At 71.1% G+C, this 16052-nt stretch carries 11 protein-coding genes; 6 read left to right on the plus strand and 5 right to left on the minus strand.

What is annotated here, in order from left to right:
- The first annotated feature begins 11 nt into the window (after positions 1 to 11).
- The gene (pgm, locus tag ACQPWW_RS11205; protein WP_433131765.1) at positions 12 to 1655 is read left to right on the plus strand and encodes a phosphoglucomutase (alpha-D-glucose-1,6-bisphosphate-dependent); all 1644 of its coding nucleotides are present in this window, start codon (positions 12 to 14) and stop codon (positions 1653 to 1655) included.
- Between the two features lie 125 nt (positions 1656 to 1780).
- Here pgm and ACQPWW_RS11210 read toward each other — a convergent pair whose 3' ends face one another.
- The 4 genes from ACQPWW_RS11210 to ACQPWW_RS11225 form a co-directional block, all read right to left on the minus strand.
- Positions 1781 to 2692 carry an NAD(+)/NADH kinase gene (locus ACQPWW_RS11210; protein ID WP_433134274.1) on the minus strand — a complete coding sequence of 304 codons (912 nt, stop codon included), beginning with the start codon at positions 2690 to 2692 and terminating at the stop codon, positions 1781 to 1783.
- Between the two features lie 100 nt (positions 2693 to 2792).
- The gene (locus ACQPWW_RS11215; protein WP_433131767.1) at positions 2793 to 5897 is read right to left on the minus strand and encodes a M14 family zinc carboxypeptidase; all 3105 of its coding nucleotides are present in this window, start codon (positions 5895 to 5897) and stop codon (positions 2793 to 2795) included.
- Between the two features lie 184 nt (positions 5898 to 6081).
- Positions 6082 to 7956 (minus strand): polysaccharide biosynthesis protein, encoded by a 1875-nt coding sequence (locus ACQPWW_RS11220; RefSeq protein ID WP_433131769.1) that lies wholly within the window; start codon positions 7954 to 7956, stop codon positions 6082 to 6084.
- A 151-nt stretch (positions 7957 to 8107) separates the two neighbouring features.
- Positions 8108 to 9256: a DegT/DnrJ/EryC1/StrS family aminotransferase gene (locus ACQPWW_RS11225; RefSeq protein WP_433131771.1), complete on the minus strand. Its 1149-nt coding sequence runs from the start codon at positions 9254 to 9256 to the stop codon at positions 8108 to 8110.
- Between the two features lie 409 nt (positions 9257 to 9665).
- Between ACQPWW_RS11225 and ACQPWW_RS11230 the strand changes: the two genes are divergently transcribed.
- Positions 9666 to 9803 carry a hypothetical protein gene (locus tag ACQPWW_RS11230; RefSeq protein WP_433131773.1) on the plus strand — a complete coding sequence of 46 codons (138 nt, stop codon included), beginning with the start codon at positions 9666 to 9668 and terminating at the stop codon, positions 9801 to 9803.
- The gene (locus ACQPWW_RS11235; RefSeq protein ID WP_433131775.1) at positions 9803 to 10498 is read left to right on the plus strand and encodes an acyltransferase; all 696 of its coding nucleotides are present in this window, start codon (positions 9803 to 9805) and stop codon (positions 10496 to 10498) included. The genes ACQPWW_RS11230 and ACQPWW_RS11235 overlap by 1 nt, the downstream gene beginning before the upstream one ends.
- Here ACQPWW_RS11235 and ACQPWW_RS11240 read toward each other — a convergent pair.
- A complete protein-coding gene (locus tag ACQPWW_RS11240; RefSeq protein ID WP_433131777.1) occupies positions 10381 to 11688 on the minus strand; it encodes a glycosyltransferase in 1308 nt (435 codons plus the stop codon). The genes ACQPWW_RS11235 and ACQPWW_RS11240 overlap by 118 nt on opposite strands.
- A gap of 506 nt (positions 11689 to 12194) precedes the next feature.
- Between ACQPWW_RS11240 and ACQPWW_RS11245 the strand changes: the two genes are divergently transcribed.
- From ACQPWW_RS11245 to ACQPWW_RS11255, 3 genes are all read left to right on the plus strand, one after another.
- Complete coding sequence (locus ACQPWW_RS11245) at positions 12195 to 13496, plus strand: lipopolysaccharide biosynthesis protein (RefSeq protein WP_433131782.1); 1302 nt, start codon at positions 12195 to 12197, stop codon at positions 13494 to 13496.
- 117 nt (positions 13497 to 13613) lie between these two features.
- The gene (locus tag ACQPWW_RS11250; RefSeq protein WP_433131784.1) at positions 13614 to 14738 is read left to right on the plus strand and encodes a glycosyltransferase family 4 protein; all 1125 of its coding nucleotides are present in this window, start codon (positions 13614 to 13616) and stop codon (positions 14736 to 14738) included.
- A 2-nt stretch (positions 14739 to 14740) separates the two neighbouring features.
- Positions 14741 to 16027, plus strand: a complete 1287-nt coding sequence (locus ACQPWW_RS11255; protein WP_433131786.1) for a glycosyltransferase — start codon at positions 14741 to 14743, stop codon at positions 16025 to 16027.
- The last annotated feature ends 25 nt before the right edge of the window (positions 16028 to 16052 follow it).

A 16052-nucleotide genomic window follows, 5' to 3' on the forward strand; every position in this document is an offset into this window, starting at 1 on the left:
AGGATCCCGCAGTGACCCACCCCCGTGCCGGCCAGCCCGCCGAGCCCGCCGACCTGGTCGACGTGCCGCGCCTGGTGACCGCCTACTACGCCGAGCATCCGGACCCCGCGGACCCGGCCCAGCAGGTCTCCTTCGGCACCTCCGGCCACCGCGGCTCCAGCCTGCGCAACGCGTTCAACTCCGACCACATCCTGGCGGTCACCCAGGCGCTCTGCGACTACCGGCGGGAGCAGGGGCCGGACGGGCCGCTCTTCCTCGCCCGGGACACCCACGCGCTGTCCGCGCCGGCCGCCGTGGACGCCCTGGAGGTGCTCGCCGCCAACGGGGTCACAGTGCTCGTCGACAGCCGCGACGGCTACACCCCCACCCCGGCGCTGTCGCATGCGATCCTCACCCACAACCGGGGCCGCACCAGCGGGCTCGCCGACGGCATCGTCATCACCCCGTCGCACAACCCGCCGGACGACGGCGGTTTCAAGTACAACCCGACGAACGGCGGGCCGGCCGACACCGACGTGACCCGCTGGATCCAGGACCGCGCCAACGCGATCCTCGCTGGCGGGCTCAAGGAGGTCCGCCGGATCACCTACGCGCGGGCGCGGGCCGCCGACACCACCGGGGAGTACGACTTCCTCGCCCACTACGTCGACGACCTGCCGGCGGCGATCGACATCGACGCCATCCGTGACGCCGGGATCCGGATCGGCGCGGACCCGCTGGGCGGGGCGAGCGTGGCCTACTGGGGTGAGATCGCCGAGCGGCACCGACTGGACCTGACGGTGGTCAACCCGACTGTCGACCCGACCTGGCGGTTCATGACCCTGGACGGCGACGGCAAGATCCGGATGGACTGCTCCTCGCCCAACGCGATGGCGTCGCTGATCGCCGCCCGCGCCGACTACCAGATTTCCACCGGCAACGACGCGGACGCCGACCGGCACGGCATCGTCACCCCGGACGCCGGCCTGATGAATCCCAACCACTTCCTGGCGGTGGCGATCGGGCACCTGTTCCGGACGCGTACCGCATGGGGTCCGGCCGCCGCGGTGGGCAAGACGCTTGTCTCCTCGTCGATGATCGACCGGGTCGCCGCGGACCTGGGCCGGCCGCTGCTGGAGGTGCCGGTCGGCTTCAAGTGGTTCGTGCCCGGCCTGCTCGACGGTTCGGTCGGCTTCGGCGGTGAGGAGAGCGCCGGGGCGTCGTTCCTGCGCCGCGACGGCTCCACCTGGACCACCGACAAGGACGGCATCCTGCTCTGCCTGCTCGCCTCCGAGATCCTGGCCACCACCGGGCGCAGCCCGAGCGAGCACTGGGCGGAGCTGGCCGAGCGGTTCGGCGCGCCCGCGTACGCCCGGATCGACGCCCCGGCCACCCGGGAGCAGAAGGCCGTTCTCGCCAAGCTCTCCCCGGACCAGGTCGACGCCACCGAGCTGGCCGGTGAGCCGATCACGGCGACGTTGACCACCGCCCCCGGCAACAACGCACCGATCGGCGGCCTCAAGGTCAGCACCGAGTCCGGCTGGTTCGCCGCGCGCCCGTCCGGCACGGAGGACGTCTACAAGATCTACGCCGAGTCCTTCCGGGGCCCCGACCACCTCAAGCAGATCCAACAAGAAGCCAAAACCCTAGTAGACCAAGCCCTAACCCACGCCTAACCCCACCCACCCCCACCCCCACCCGCGTTGATCATGACGTTGGCGGGCTCGTTGATCTCCAATCGCCCCGTCAACCTCATGATCAACGCAGAGGGGACGGGAGGGGGTGGTGTGGGGGTTGGGGGTTAGCAGGGTGGGGGGATCTCCTGCTGGGCGCGTCTCCGTAGTTCTTCGGGGAGTAGCTCGCGGAGCTGCTCGGGCAGGAACGGCAGGTCGAGCAGCGTCATCTTCAGCTGGTTGCGTTCCTGGTAGCGCAGCGGGTCGAAGCGGACCACCAGGCCGGCGTTGCGGCGGTACGTGATGTCCACGGCCCCCTCCGTGGCCGCGTCGCGGAACACCAGCCCGTCCATCTCCACAACGATCGGTGACGAGTCGGGGCGCAGCTCCAACCGGATCTTCTCGTCCGGCGACAGCACCACCGAGCGGGAGATACCGGCCATCGGCGCCGACGGGGTGATCACCACCGAGTCCGCGGCGGGGGAGATCAGTGGGCCACCGGCCGCGTAGCTGTACGCCGTCGAGCCGATCGGGGTGCTCACCACCACGGCGTCGCTGCGGTAGTAGCCGTACTGTTGGCCGTCGATGCCGAGGGTGACGCTGACGAAGCCGGAGCCGGGCTGACGGACCAACGCGATGTCGTTGAACGCCACGACGTCGTCCCCGCACACGTCGCAGGCGAGGCAGGCGTGCGACTCGACGGTGAAGTCCTTCGACAGCAGCCGACTCAGCGCGTCGGGCAGCTCCGGCGGCTCGATCTCGACGAGAAACCCCAGGTGACCCAGGTGTACGCCGAGCACCGGCTTGGGGTCGCCGACGGCGGAGCGCAGCGCACCCAGCATGGTGCCGTCACCGCCGATGCTGATCAACGCGTTGGAGCGGGTGGCGACCTCGTCGGCCGGCACCGGTTCGACGCAGGACGGCACGCGGTGCTGGTCCTCCTCGCGCACCATCAGCGTCTTGTGGTGGCGCGTCGCCCACCGTTCGATGATCCCGACCACCTCGGTGACATCCCGGGTGGGGTGCAGCACAAGTCCCAGCCCCGACACCCGTACAGCTCACCACATTCGTGGTGGCCGCACCCGGCGTACAGCGAAGGTGCGCCGGCGGTCGGGGGACCGCCGGCGCACCTCGCCGCCGTCAGGGTCGGGGTTGACCGGTGAGGTGCCGCAGCGAGCGGGCGACCAGGTCGTCGCGGGCCGCCGGGGGCAGACCCTCCAGCCCGAAGCCCAGATAGACGGTGTCGCCGGTGACCACCACCGAGCCCTCCTCGAACGCCCGCTGGCTGCGCGACCAGTCGGTGGCGTTGGCACCGGACCCGGGCGGTGGCCCGGCCACCGTCCAGCCGCCCAGGTCGGCCGACTCGAACGAGGTCTCCGCCACTGTCGACCCGTCGACAAGCACCCGGGCGTCGTCCAGGAAGACGCCGAGCCCCTGGGTGGACCAGTCCGAGGCGTACGTGATCGACACCTCGACCTGCTTGCCGGCGTAACCGGACAGGTCCGCCACGAACTCCTTCCAGCCGCCGGAGGCGCCGGTCGCCGCGTTCCAGCTGCCGGTGCTCCCGGTGGGCGAGCAGTCCGCGCCCTGGTAGTGCGCGAGGAACGGATGCAGCTCGGCCCAGTTGCTGAGGCAGCTCTCCCCGGTGGCCGTGCTGGTCTTGCCGTTGGCGTCCGGCAGTGTCGTCCAGTTGTCGGTGCCCACCTCGTGCGCCTCGACGAAGAGGAAGTCCCAGTCCTGCTCGACGTCGTACGAGGTGAAGAAACGCAACTCGGCGGCGCTCGCCCCGGTGAGGTCCACCGTGTGGGTGAGTCGCTTGTAGGACTCGTCGCTCTGCCCGCTGTGCAGGTACCACTCACCGGTACGCGGGTCGAACGGCGCGCTGCCCGGCCGGGTCCAGCCCACCGGCGCGGAGCTGGCGAACTGTGGGAACTGGTCCGGCGGCAGGAAGCTCGACGTGGTCAGGAACGACGCGGTGTGCTCCTGGTTCTCCGCCGACCCGGGCGCGTTGAGCTGCCCGCTGAAGCCGGTGAACGCCCCGTCGATCCCGGCAACCGGATACGGTCCCCCCTCCGGGGAGGTGCCGCCGTCGCTGACGTAGGTGTGCGCGCCCAGCCAGTACTGCTGGAAGTCGTTGAGCAACGGCAGGCAGCTGGCGGAGTCGGCGTCGGTGCACTCGGGTGGCGCGTCCGGGTGATAGACGTACGACCCGTTGGAGCCCTGGGCGTACAGCGCGTACTGGCCGCTGATCAGGAGCTTGCCGCCCTCGTTGAGGTAGTCCCGGACGGCCAGCTCGGTGTCCAGCGCCGCCTTGGCCGCGGTGCCGGGCACCTGGCCGGGGGAGCGCAGGATCACGTCGTCGCCGGTCTCCCAGACCACCGCCTTGTAGTGCGACAGCACGCCCAGCGGGTGCGGCGCCTCGCGTCCCATCGCGTCGAAGTCGTACACGTCGCTGCTGCGCCCGGCGGCGCCCAGCGACGCCGCGACCTCGTCGGCGTACTTCGCGGTGGTGCCGGTCTGCGCCGGGCTGAGGCCGGTGACGTCCTCCATCGCGAGGATCAGGACGTCGCCACCGATGTCGCTGTGCACCTGGTACGTGAAGTGTTGACTGGCGATCACCCCGGCCCGCGGTTTGTTCCCGGTGAACCAGACCTCCACCCGGTCACCCGGCTTCGCGCCGGTGACCGTGCCACGCAGCTCGGCGTAGTAGTCGTCGTTCGTGTCGCCGTAGCGCTCGCCGCCGCGCCACTCGCGGACCGGTACCGTCTTCGGCCGCCCGCCGTTGACCGTGTAGTGCATCCGGACGTTCTTCAGCGCCCGACGGGTGATCGAGGCGACCTGCTGGGTGCGCCCGTAGGAGGTGTCGAACGCGTCCACAACGAAGTCCGGGGTGCTGCGGCCGACCACCGACACCGGGTCGTCCGGGTCGGCCGCGGATCGGGCCACGGCCAGCGCGAACGGCAGGTTCTTCCGCACCTCACCGGCGATGAGGGCCTCGTCGTCGGGGAAGATGAAGCCGCTCACGCAGTCCTCCGGACGCCACTGGTCGTCCGGGTCGACCGCCGAGGCGGCCTCGCAGGTGGACATCTCCGGGGTGAAGCCCAGCGTGCCGTACTTGACGGTGGCGTGGCTGTCGGTGTCGCCGTTCGTGGTGTACAGCTCGGCGGAGATGTCCGGGTCGTAGCCGGGCACCGCCGGGTGCGCGTCGTCACCGGCCATCGCCTCGTAGATCACGTCGTCCGGCGTGGGGGTGCTCACCTGCCAGCCGACACCGTAGAGCAGCAGCTCGGCCGCCGAGTGGTAGTTGACGAAGAACTCGAACCCGACCCGCTTGAAGAGCCGGTCCAGGGCTTTGGTCTCCGGCTCCGAGTTGGGGCCCGGACCCCGGTAGGTCTCGCTGCTCGGCTCCGGCGACGAGCCCTCGTTGTCGTACCCCCACTTGTAGCTGAAGTTGCGGTTGAGGTCGACGCCGTCGCCCGAGGTGATCTGCCCGTCGCCGTTGTTGTCCCGCAGGTTCTTGCGCCACAAGCGGTTGCCGGGGGTGAAGGTGTGGTCGTAGCCGTCCGGGTTGGCGACCGGCAGGAACCACAGCTCGGTGGTGTCCAACAGGCGGGTGATCTCCCGGTCGGTGCCGTAGCTGTCCAACACGTGGTGCATCAGCCGGCGGGTCATCTCCGGCGTGATCCATTCGCGGGCGTGCTGCGCGCCGGCGTAGAGCACCGCCGGTCGCTGCCCGTCCGGCACGGTCCGCGCGTTCCTGGTGACCTTGAGGGCGAGGATCGGTTGGCCCTGCTGGCTGCGGCCGAGCGTCTCCACCTTTGTCAGCTTGGGGAACCTCGCGGCGGTGGCGTTCAGTTCGTCCCGGAGGCCGCCGGGCTCCCCGTAGGGGCGGAACGCCGTCCAGCCGGCCGCGGCCTGCTCCCGCAGCGCCTGCGAGGCGTCCTTGCCGCGAACCTTCTTCACCGACAGGGGAACACCCTGGTCGGTGAGCCGCTTGGCCTGCCGGCGGCTGAGCACCGTCTCGACAGTGGTCTGTCCGGCCGAGTCGGTCTTCGCGTCGTGGCCGAGGTCGACCCCCGCCGCGCGCAGCTTGTCGCGCTGTTTCGCGTCGACGGTGCCGACGTACACCTCCAGGCTGTCCCTGGTGTCCGGATCGGACGGCGGCCGCGCGCTGGCGGGTGGGGTGAGTGCCAGTGCGCCGAGCAGGGTGAGCACGCCGGCGATCGCCAGTCGTCTCGGTCTCATCGCGCCTCCTTGGGTGAAGGACCTGTAGGCGCGAGCCTTCGGCGTGGGGTTATCGATGTCAATAGTTCGATGGGCGTGAGGTTGCTGACCGTGTTGGTGTCGGCGCCGGCCGTGACGGGCGTGACGGGCGTGGTGGATTGACCAGCTGCCGGTCGGAAGATCAGCCGCGGTGTTGGCGGGTCGATCATCGCGACTGCAGGGGTACGCCCACCGGTCCGTCCACCGTCGGGTCGATCGGCTGGGCGCAGAGCAGCGCCAGGTGCTCGACGATCTTCGCCGTGTCGTCGTACGGGTCGAGCCCGCTCACCTCCATCGGGTCCAGCGGCGGCACTGCCACGTGGGACACCAGCGGGTGGAACGGCCGGGTGTCCACCTCGCCGGTGCCGAACAGGTCCTCGTGCAGCTTCTCCCCGGGACGAAGACCGGTGTAGACGATCGGCACCCTGCTGGACGCCTGCTCGGCCATCTGCCGGGCGAGGTCGGCGATGCGGACCGGCTCGCCCATGTCCAGCACCAGCGCCTCGCCGTCCCGGCCGATCTCGGCGGCCTGGAGCACCAGGTGGACCGCCTCCTGGACGGTCATCAGGTAGCGGGTGACGTCCGGATGGGTGACGGTCAGCGGCTTGGCGTCCTCGATCTGTCGCTGGAAGGCCGTCACCACCGAGCCGCGGCTGCTGAGCACGTTGCCGAACCGGACGCTGAGGAACGTCCCCGGGAACCGGGACGCGGCGTGCGCGGTCAGCCGCTCGGTGATCCGCTTGGAGTACCCGAGCACGCTGATCGGGTCGGCCGCCTTGTCGGTGGAGATGTTGACGAACTTGGCCACGTCCCGGCAGGCGTCCAGCACCGACAGGGTGCCCCAGACGTTCGTCTTGACCGCCTCGCCGGGGTGCCGCTGCAAGAGGGTCAGGTGTTTCAGCGCCGCCGCGTGCAAGATGATCTCCGGTCGACGCTCCCGAATGATCCGACGCAGACCCTCGTCGTCGCGCAGGTCGGCGAGGATCAACTCCGGGCCGTCCAGCAGGGCCCTCCCGGCGAGCGACATCTGCAGGCCGTGCAGGGCCGACTCGTCCCGGTCCAGCATCATCAGCTCACCCGGGTCGGCCTTCATCACCTGCCGGCAGAGCTCCGAGCCGATCGACCCACCGGCGCCGGTGATCAGGACCCGCCGCCCGGTCAGGCTGTTGGTGTTCAGCGGAAGGTCGCCGACCACCTGTCGGCGGCCGAGGAGATCGCCGATCTGCACGTCCCGGACGTCGGTGACGGTGATCCGGTGGTCGACCAGGTCCCGCACGGGGGGCAACACCTTGAACACCGCCCCCGCGGTGAGCGTGGCCTCGCGGATCTGGCGGATCAGCGCCGCGTCGGCGTTGGCCACCGAGAAGATGACCGCCTTCGCGCCGGTACGCCGGACCGCGGAGCCCACGTCGTCCCGCCCACCGAGCACCCGCACCCCGCGGATGCGCAGGTCCCGCTTGTCCGGATCGTCGTCGAGGGCGCCCACCGGCAGGTACCGGCCGCGCGGGTCGCCGAGCATCGCCCGCAGCAGTTCCTGCCCGGCGTCGCCCATCCCGAACAGCAGCACCGGTGTCGACGACCGGACGTCGGGACGCATGGAGAGGTCGCGGCGGTGCCGGTACGCGAACCGGGCGCCGAGCATCAGGAGCAGGGCGAGGGCGCCGCCGACCAGCGGGGTGCTCGCCGGCACCGGCCGGTCGCCGGAGGACAGCAGGCCGAACAGCACGATGGCCGCCGTCAGGATGGCGGTGCCGGCGACGCCCTGGACCTCCTGCAGGCTGCCGAGTGGATGTCGTCCGGAGTAGAGCCGGCGTACCGCCGCCACCGCCACGTGCACGACGGCCGCGAGCACACCGATCACCGCGGCCCGACCCAGTTGGCCCGGCGGAAGATCGAACTCGAACCGGGTCCACACGGCCGCGGCGAAGCCGCTGACCCAGGCGGTGGTGTCGGTAGCGAGGAAGCCCGCGGTGCGGCGGCGGGCCCTGGCCCGTCGTGTCGATCGGTCCGCGCGCTGCGTGTGCTGTGTCTCCTGCGGCATGTACTGGCTCCCTGACCCGTCTCCGACCGCTTCCGCCGTGTACGACAGAAGGGACCAAACGCCCTTTGTCCTTGTTACAGGCATCGTCGTGATTTTTGGGTGGTTTCCGGGATAGTGCGCAATGCCGGGCCGTCTCCCGTGCCACCGGTCGTCACCCCGCGGAAGCTCCCGTCCGGAGGCTCAGGAACTCCTCGATCGCGGCGGACAGCCGGGCGATCTGCGGCTCGGTGAGAGCACTGCCGCTGGGCAGCGTGAGCCCGTCGGTGAAGAGTCGCTCCGCCGCGCCGGTGAGCAGGCTCTCGGCTCCGACGTGCATGGGCTGCAGATGCATCGGTTTCCACACCGGGCGGGTCTCGATATCCCGCTCGGCCAGGTGGTTCGCCAGGTCCTCCGCCCGCCAGCCGCACCGCTCCCGCTCGACGATGATGACGGTGAGCCAACAGTTGGACTCGGTGTCCTCCGCGCCGAGCAGCCGGACGCCCGGCACCGGGGCGAAGAGCTTGGCGTAGTGATCGCGTAGGTGCCGGCGGCGGGCGATCATCGCGTCCAGCCGGAGCAACTGGGCTCGGCCGAGCGCCGCGAGGAGGTTGCTGAGCCGGTAGTTGTAACCCGTCTCCCGGTGTTCGTAGTGCCGCGCCGGCTCGCGGGCCTGGGTGGCGAGGTGGCGGGCCCGGGCGAGGAGCGCGGCGTCGTCGGACACCAGCATCCCGCCGCCGGAGGTGGTCATGATCTTGTTGCCGTTGAAGGAGAGCACCCCGACGCGCCCGAAGGAGCCGGCGGGTTGCCCCCCGTGGCTGGCGCCCAGGGCCTCCGCGGCGTCCTCCACCAGGGGGACGCCGGCGTCGGCGCAGAGCGGGACCAGGGCGCGGTAGTCGGCGCAGCCGCCGAACATGTCGACGGGAACGATCGCGCCGACCCGCTCGCCGCGCGACCGCAGCCGTCGCAGCACTTCGTCGATGAGGGCGACGTCCACGTTGCCGGTGCGCGGGTCGCAGTCGACGAAGACCGGCCGCGCGCCGACGTAGCGGGCCGCGTTCGCGGTGGCGACGAAGGTGAGCGTGGGCACGATGACCACGTCGCCGGGGTCGACACCGACACCGAGCAGGGCCAGGTGCAGAGCCGCTGTCCCGGAGTTGACGGCGAGGGCGCCGCCGGTGCCAACCCGCGCGGCGATGTCCCGCTCGAAGGCCTCCAGGTCCGGGCCGACCGGTGCGACCCAGCCCGAGCGCAGGGCGGCAATCAGGTACGACTCCTCGAGCGGCCCGACGTCGGGTGGCGACAGATACACGGTGCCGCTCATCGGGCACCACCGGTCACGAGACCACCAGGCATCGGCACGATCCCACCTCCAACGGCGTCGGGACAACGCTGGGCAAGCGTCCTAACGAGCGAAAAACGGATGACCGAGCCGATTGGCGACAGTCAGCCAGCATTCCCCCGATCAACCCCAAAATCCGCAGTCGGACACGGCCAGAACCTCAGCTTCTGTGGCCCCTGCCGCCAGCGGGCCGAGCGGCAAGGTTCCGACGGCCGGACGGGCGAGTCGAGAACTAGCCGGTCGGACGATCGGCGCCGACGTCGGCAGAACGTGACGCCGTGTCGTGTCCGCTGGAAACCGGCGATCCGGTCCGATTCAGTGGGCCAGCCGACTAGCATCGATCCGGCTAATCGGGCAGGCATGAGAAAAAGGGGTCATGATGGTCAGCACGGTGCGCGCTACACGTGCGGCGTGGTGGGACCGGCGTGCGGCGGCCCGGGACCGGCAGGACCGTGGACGGTCGGTGGGCGGCCGGTGGGTGATCGTCGGGTCGGTGGTGGAGCAGACCGCCGCCCGGCCGGAGTCCTGATGCGGGTCGCCGCGCACCGCCCCGGTGTTCTCCTTGGCCCGGTCCTCGCCGCCCTGGACCGTTTCCTGCGCACCGGCACCCAGGTCCGGCGCGCCATCCGCGGCTACGCTCTGGCCGGCCGGTTCGCCGCTCGCGGAAACAACTTCACCTTCGACCCCGACGGGGTCTACACCTGCGAGACGATCGAGGTCGGGCAGAATGTGGACCTCGGGTACCGGCCGATCCTGATGGCAGCTCAGAGCCGGATCCGGATTGGCGACAACGTCATGTTCGGCCCCGAGGTGACCATCCGGGGCGGCAACCACCGTATCGACCAGGTCGGCCTGCCGATGACCGCGGCCGAAAAGGAGCCCGGAGACGAGAGCCACGACCGAGGTGTGACCATCGGTGACGACGTCTGGGTGGGCACCCGGGCGGTGATCCTGCACGGGGTGACGATTGGCCGGGGCGCAGTGATCGGGGCCGGCGCCGTGGTCACCCGGTCGGTGCCGCCGTACGCGGTGGCCGCCGGCAACCCGGCCCGGGTGATGCGGCTGCGCTGGCCGGTGGAGACCATCCTGACGCATGAACGGCAGGTCTACCCGCCGGACCGGCGGCTGGCCGCCACCGAGCTGGCCGGCCTGGCGGAGCTGCCGGCGGGGCCACGCCCGGCACCGGTGACGAAGTCGCTGACCGCGGACCTCCAGCCTCGATAGTCGAAGCAGTAGGCCCGTTCGCGGGCTGCGTGGCTCATCGTCCACCAGCCCGCGTCGTCGAGCCGCAGTGCCCGTTCAAGCCCGCGCCGGACGTCGTCTGCCCCGCAGCCGTCGAGCACGATGCCCTCCCGGCCGTCCACGATGTAGCGTCGCAGGTCGCTGCTGTGGTTGAGCAGTACCGGGCAGCCGGCGGCGAGGCTCTCGGGCACCTTGGAGGGAAATCCCGCCTGCGCGTACCCGACCGGCGGGCGGACGAGCACCGAGAAGTGCGCCCGGCGCAGCTCGGCGAGCACCCGATCGCGCGGGACCCGACCGAGGTAACTCACCTGGTCGTCGAGGTCGGCCGGCCCGGCCTCACCCAGGTCGGAGAGACTGCCGGCCTGCTCCTGGCTGATCCCGGCGATTACCAGATGCACCCTGGACCGGTCCTCGGGCGGCAGGAGGCGGATCCCTTCCAGCACCACGGCCAACTGGTCCTTGGCACCGGCCGTCCCGGCGTAGAGCAGCCGGAGCCCGTCGTCGAGCGAGGGCGGCGCGGGGTCGGCGTAGTCGGCGCAGTCCACCTGGGGCGGCACCACCAGAGTCGGGCGGCGCCGGCTGACGAAGTGTCGCTCCAGCACCTCGGAGATGGCGATGATCTGGTCGGCGAGCCGCCCGGCCAGGAAGGACGCCCACCGGTGCCGGATGAAGTAGGGCGTCAGCCAACCTCGGGGGAACTGTGCTCGGTCGTGCCGCTCCAGCACGTCCACGGTTACCGGGCAGCGCACCGCCACCCGCAGCACCACCCAGGTGGTCAGGGTCCACAGGCCGAGCGGCAGGTAGACGCCGGCCAACCCGCCGGGACGGACGCCGGCACGACGCAGCGCGGCCAGCACTCGGATCGGGCGGAAGTATCGGAGCAGCCAGCGGCCGAGCGCCCCACCGCCGATGGGATGGCGGGGCAGCGTGATCAGTCGTACGTCGGGTGGTAGGTCCGCGGCGGGGGGCGGGCGCGACCCGTCGTCGGGCCAGTCGTTGACCACCAGTGTCAGGCCCCCGGGCGGGGTGGCGGAGCGGGCCAACTGCAGCAGCCGGTTGGACATCGCATCGCCGTGCGGGAAGCGGTACGCGGCGAGCGCCAGCACCTGTGGAGTCGCGGAGGACCAGAGCGCCGGAATCAGGTCCCTCCTCGTCGTGGTGGGCTCGCCCACGGTCTGCTCCCTCGAAACGGTTCCGTTATAGACAGCTATGCGGTTTTAGTCTAGTTGTCCCGGGATGGACCTGTGGTGGTCCGCGCCCGTGTCGGGGCGGAATCGAATCGCGGCGGGTGACTACGCAAACCCCTCTCGTTACTGCGTGACGACGGCTGTCGTTGTACGGACGACCTGTCGACTGGAGCGTGGAGGTGGCGCGGCATGCGACGACCGATCGCCAGCGTGGTGCGCGCCGCCACCCATCGAAGGTGCACCGCGACCGATGGACCGGTGGCGATCGGCCGGCCACCGGTCCGGCGGCTTTGATGGCCGTCCGAGACGGAGAAACCAGGGAGGCGTCGGCCGGCGGACGGCACCGGGCGGTCGCTGGGGCGCGGGTGTCCTACCGCGTCAGCCGGGCCGGGGTGCCCTCGTCTTCGGCAGTCCCTCCCGGTGCTGGGAAGTCCCGGGGCCGGATGCTCGTCCGCGGCATCGTGTCCTCGTTGGCCGGCAAAATGGTGGGGTTGGCCGCGCCACTTCTGATCACCCCGCTGGCGTTCCACAGCCTCGGCGCCGAGCGGTACGGCCTCTGGATGGCGGTCACCTCGCTCACCAGCATGGCGCTCTTCACCGACTTCGGGCTCGGCAACGGTCTGCTGACCCGGCTGGCCAGGCTGCGCGGCACCGGCGAGCGTCGAGCGGCGGCCCGGGAGATCTCCAGCGCCTACGCCATCCTCGGCGCGCTGTCCGTACTGCTGCTGGTTGTCCTCGTCGGCACCCTGCGGTGGGTGCCCTGGCCGACGCTGCTGAACGCGACGGACCCAGCGGTCGCCCGCGACGCCCGCTCGGTGGTGTTGCTCTGCTTCGGTGCTTTCCTGGTCAACATTCCCCTCGCCCTGATCCAGCGGGTCCAGTACGCCCAGCAGCAGGTGGCGCAGAGCAACCTCTGGCAGGCCGGTGGCAGTCTCGTCTCCGTCGTCCTGGTCTACGCGACGGTCACCAGCGGGGCCGACCCGGTGCTGGTCATCGCCACCGCGGTGTTCGCCGTGCCGGTGGTCAACCTGGCCAACTCCGTCTGCTATTTCGGGTGGCAGAACCGGGAGTTGCGGCCCCGATCCGGTTGCGTGCGAGCGCCGGTGGCCCGAGGGCTGCTCCGGCTCGGCACCCGGTTCTTCCTGCTCTCCGTGCTGAGCTCGGTGGTGCTCAACCTCGACGGCTTCCTGATCAGCCGGGTGCTCGGGCTTTCCGCGGCGGCGACGTACGCGGTGGTGGTGCGGATGTTCACCCTGCTGGCACTCTTCGTCACGCTGGTGAACATGCCACTCTGGCCGGCCAACGGCGAGGCGCTGGCGCGCGGAGACCTGGCCTGGGTGCGGCGTACCACCCCCCGGATGGTGTGCCTGTCCGCCACCGCGGTCGCGCTGCCCGGGGTTGCGCTCGTCTTCTTCGGCAACGACGTGCTGCGGCTGTGGGTGCGTTCAGCCGATCTCCCGTCGGTGCCACGAACACTCTTCGCCGGGCTCGCCGTCTGGTCGGTGCTGCTGGCTGTCGCGTCTCCGCTGTTCATGGTGCAGAACAGCATCGGGTTGCTCCGACCCCAGTTCGTCGGCTGGGCGGCCTGCCTGTTGCTGGCCGTACCTCTCAAGATCGCATTGGCCGACCGGGTGGGTCTGCCGGGAGTGGCGCTCGCGACGGCCGCGACCTACGCGCTCACGGTGCTCCCGGCCGCCCTCGTCGGCTATCGCCGCGCGCTCGGCGGCGGTACGCCGAGCGCACCCCCCGCGTCCGAGGGGGACGGTCGGGCCGCAGCGGTCGTAGGCCCGTGAGGAGGTGGTCGATCCCACCAGGACGTCACTTCTCGGCTTGTGGCGCAGTTACCGTACGTGGCGGGGTTGGCACGTTGAGATCGGCTCGTCGTCGGGGCACTGCCGGAATGAGGGGTCATGCAGCGTTCCGCCGTACGCGACAGCCGGGGCCGCCCAGTGGTGGTGCAGCACTCGGCCGGCGCGCCCGGTGCCAACGGCCCGCTGACCGCCGTGCAGCGGGTGCTCGCCTCGCCGCTGGCCGACCGGTACGAGTTCGTCCGTTTGCACCAGAGCGCCGGCAACGGCAGCCTGAATGTGCCGCTGCTGCGGGAGTGGGTGCGGCTGCTGCGGCGGCTCCGACCCGACCTGGTGCACGTGCGGGGGTTGCAGAACGAGGGCTTCCACGGGGTTCTCGCCGCCCGCCTCGCCGGCTGTCCGCGGATCCTGGTCACCGTGCACGGCACCGTACGCGACCTGCGCCAGCCGGGCCGCGCCTGGCGACGTCGGCTGCTCGTGCACGCGGCCGAGCCCGCGACACTGCGACTGGCCAGCCACGTCGGCACCGTTTGCGAGTACGCCGCGGGCCGGGACTTCCTGCGCGACCTCGGCGAGAAGTTCGTCGGGGTTATCCCCAACGGGGTTCCACTGCCGGCGCACCCACGTGCGGCCCGGGGCCGAGTCCGCGCCGAGCTGGGTCTGCGTCCCGACGACGTGGCCATGATCGCGGTGTCCCGGTTGACCTGGGAAAAAGGGTACGGCGTCCTCGCGGACGCGCTCCGCCGACTGCCGCCGCCCGCCGCCCGCTCGCAGCCGTCCACCGGGCGCCGGGTGTTACTCGTCGCCGGCGACGGGCTCGACCGGGACGGAATCTCGGCCGCCCTGGCCGATGCCGGCGAGGTCGAGGTGCGCCTGCTCGGCAACCGCCTCGACGTGCCGGACCTGCTCGCCGCAGCGGACGTTTTCGTCTTCCCGACCCTGCACGAGAACCTCTCCAACGCGCTGCTTGAGGCGATGGCGCACGGGTTGCCGGTTGTCGCGTCGGCGGTGGGCGGCAACGTGGAGGTGCTGCGCTCCGGTGGCGGCCGGCTGGTGCCGGCCGGCGATCCGGATTCCCTTGCCGCCGCGCTGACGCCGCTGCTGGACGATCCCGCCGAGCGGCACCACGTGGGAGAGCTGGGCCGCAAGGTGGTGGCTGAGGGCTACAGCCTCGACGTCATGCTCGGCTCCCTCGGCCGGGTGTATCAGCAGATCATCGGGGAGTGAGGATGGCGCAGCGACGCAGCCCACGGGTTAGTCTGTTGGGCTTCGCCGTGTCGGACGACCTACTCGCCGAGATCATCGCCCGGGACACCATCATGCCCACCCAGACCCACACCTTCGCCTGGGGCCTGGTCCGTAGCCTGCGTACCGCCGACTGCCCGGTGCACCTGCTCTCTGCGGCGCCGGTGTCCACCTGGCCGGGTAACCGCCAAATCCGGTTCCGCGCGGGCCGGTTCCGGCAGGACGACGTGGACGGTCAACTGCTGGCGTTCGTGAACCTGCTTGGCCTCAAGCACCTCACCCGGTTCGTGGCCGCCTGGCGCACCGGCAGCCGGGCGCTGCGCCAGCGGGAGGTCGATGTGCTGCTGGTGCACGGCGTGCACTCGCCCTTCCTTTGGTTCGGCGCGCTGCGAGGCCGCCGCTACGGCGTCCGCGTGGTGCCGGTGCTCACCGATCCGCCGGGTGTCGCGCTGCCCACCGACGGTTGGCTGGTCCGGCTGCTCCGCGGGCTGGACACGGCGCTGGTCCGGGCCGCCCTTGCTCGCTGCTCGGGGGTGATCACGCTGACCCCCGCGCTCGCCGACGACTTCGCCCCTGGCCGACCCCGGCTGGTGCTGGAGGGGATATGCACCGTCGAGCCGTTCGGGGCCGACGGAGGTCAGCCGGTGAGCGTCGGGGAGACCAGGGACATCGTCTACGCCGGGGGTCTGAGCCGCGCCTACGGTGTCGACCGGCTGGTCGAGGCCTTCCGCGGCCTACCCGGCGACGACCTGCGGCTGTGCGTGTACGGCCGGGGTGAGCTGGCGGGTTGGCTGCGCGACCAGGCCACCGTGGACCGACGCATCGTGCCCCCCGAGTTGCTACCCCGGGCGGAGTTGCTGCCCAGGCTGGCCCGGGCGAGCGTGCTGGTGAACCCCCGTCCGGTGGACCAGGACTTCGTCCGCTGGTCGTTCCCCTCCAAGATCATTGAGTACCTCGCCACGGGCGTGCCGGTGGTGACCACCCGGCTGCCGGGCATTCCGGCCGAGTACGCGCCCTGGCTCACCTTCGCCGAAACGGACACTGTCGACGGACTGCGCGACGCGATCGGTCGGGTGCTGAGCCTTCCCGATGGGGAAGCTCGCGCGCTCGGGGCCGGCGGGTCGCAGTTCATCTGGGCGACCCGGAACCCTGCTGCCCAGGGCCGCCGGTTGCACGACTTCCTCGCTGACCTGGCTGAGCCCGGCGGTCGGCCCGCTGAATCCGCTGCCGCGGAGGGCGTCGGAAGCGCCACGCCGGGCGGGACGGGTTGAACCGGAGTTCACCGAGGTAGTACCG

The sequence above is a fragment of the Micromonospora sp. CA-240977 genome (assembly GCF_050942285.1).
GTDB lineage: Bacteria > Actinomycetota > Actinomycetes > Mycobacteriales > Micromonosporaceae > Micromonospora.

Bases quoted from the DNA above. Each gene is read 5' to 3' on its own strand.
- ACQPWW_RS11255 (WP_433131786.1), top strand. From the start codon at position 14,741: ATGGCGCAGCGACGCAGCCCACGGGTTAGTCTGTTGGGCTTCGCCGTG.
- ACQPWW_RS11215 (WP_433131767.1), bottom strand. From the start codon at position 5,897: ATGAGACCGAGACGACTGGCGATCGCCGGCGTGCTCACCCTGCTCGGC.
- ACQPWW_RS11250 (WP_433131784.1), top strand. From the start codon at position 13,614: ATGCAGCGTTCCGCCGTACGCGACAGCCGGGGCCGCCCAGTGGTGGTG.
- ACQPWW_RS11220 (WP_433131769.1), bottom strand. From the start codon at position 7,956: ATGCCGCAGGAGACACAGCACACGCAGCGCGCGGACCGATCGACACGA.
- ACQPWW_RS11235 (WP_433131775.1), top strand. From the start codon at position 9,803: ATGCGGGTCGCCGCGCACCGCCCCGGTGTTCTCCTTGGCCCGGTCCTC.
- ACQPWW_RS11225 (WP_433131771.1), bottom strand. From the start codon at position 9,256: ATGAGCGGCACCGTGTATCTGTCGCCACCCGACGTCGGGCCGCTCGAG.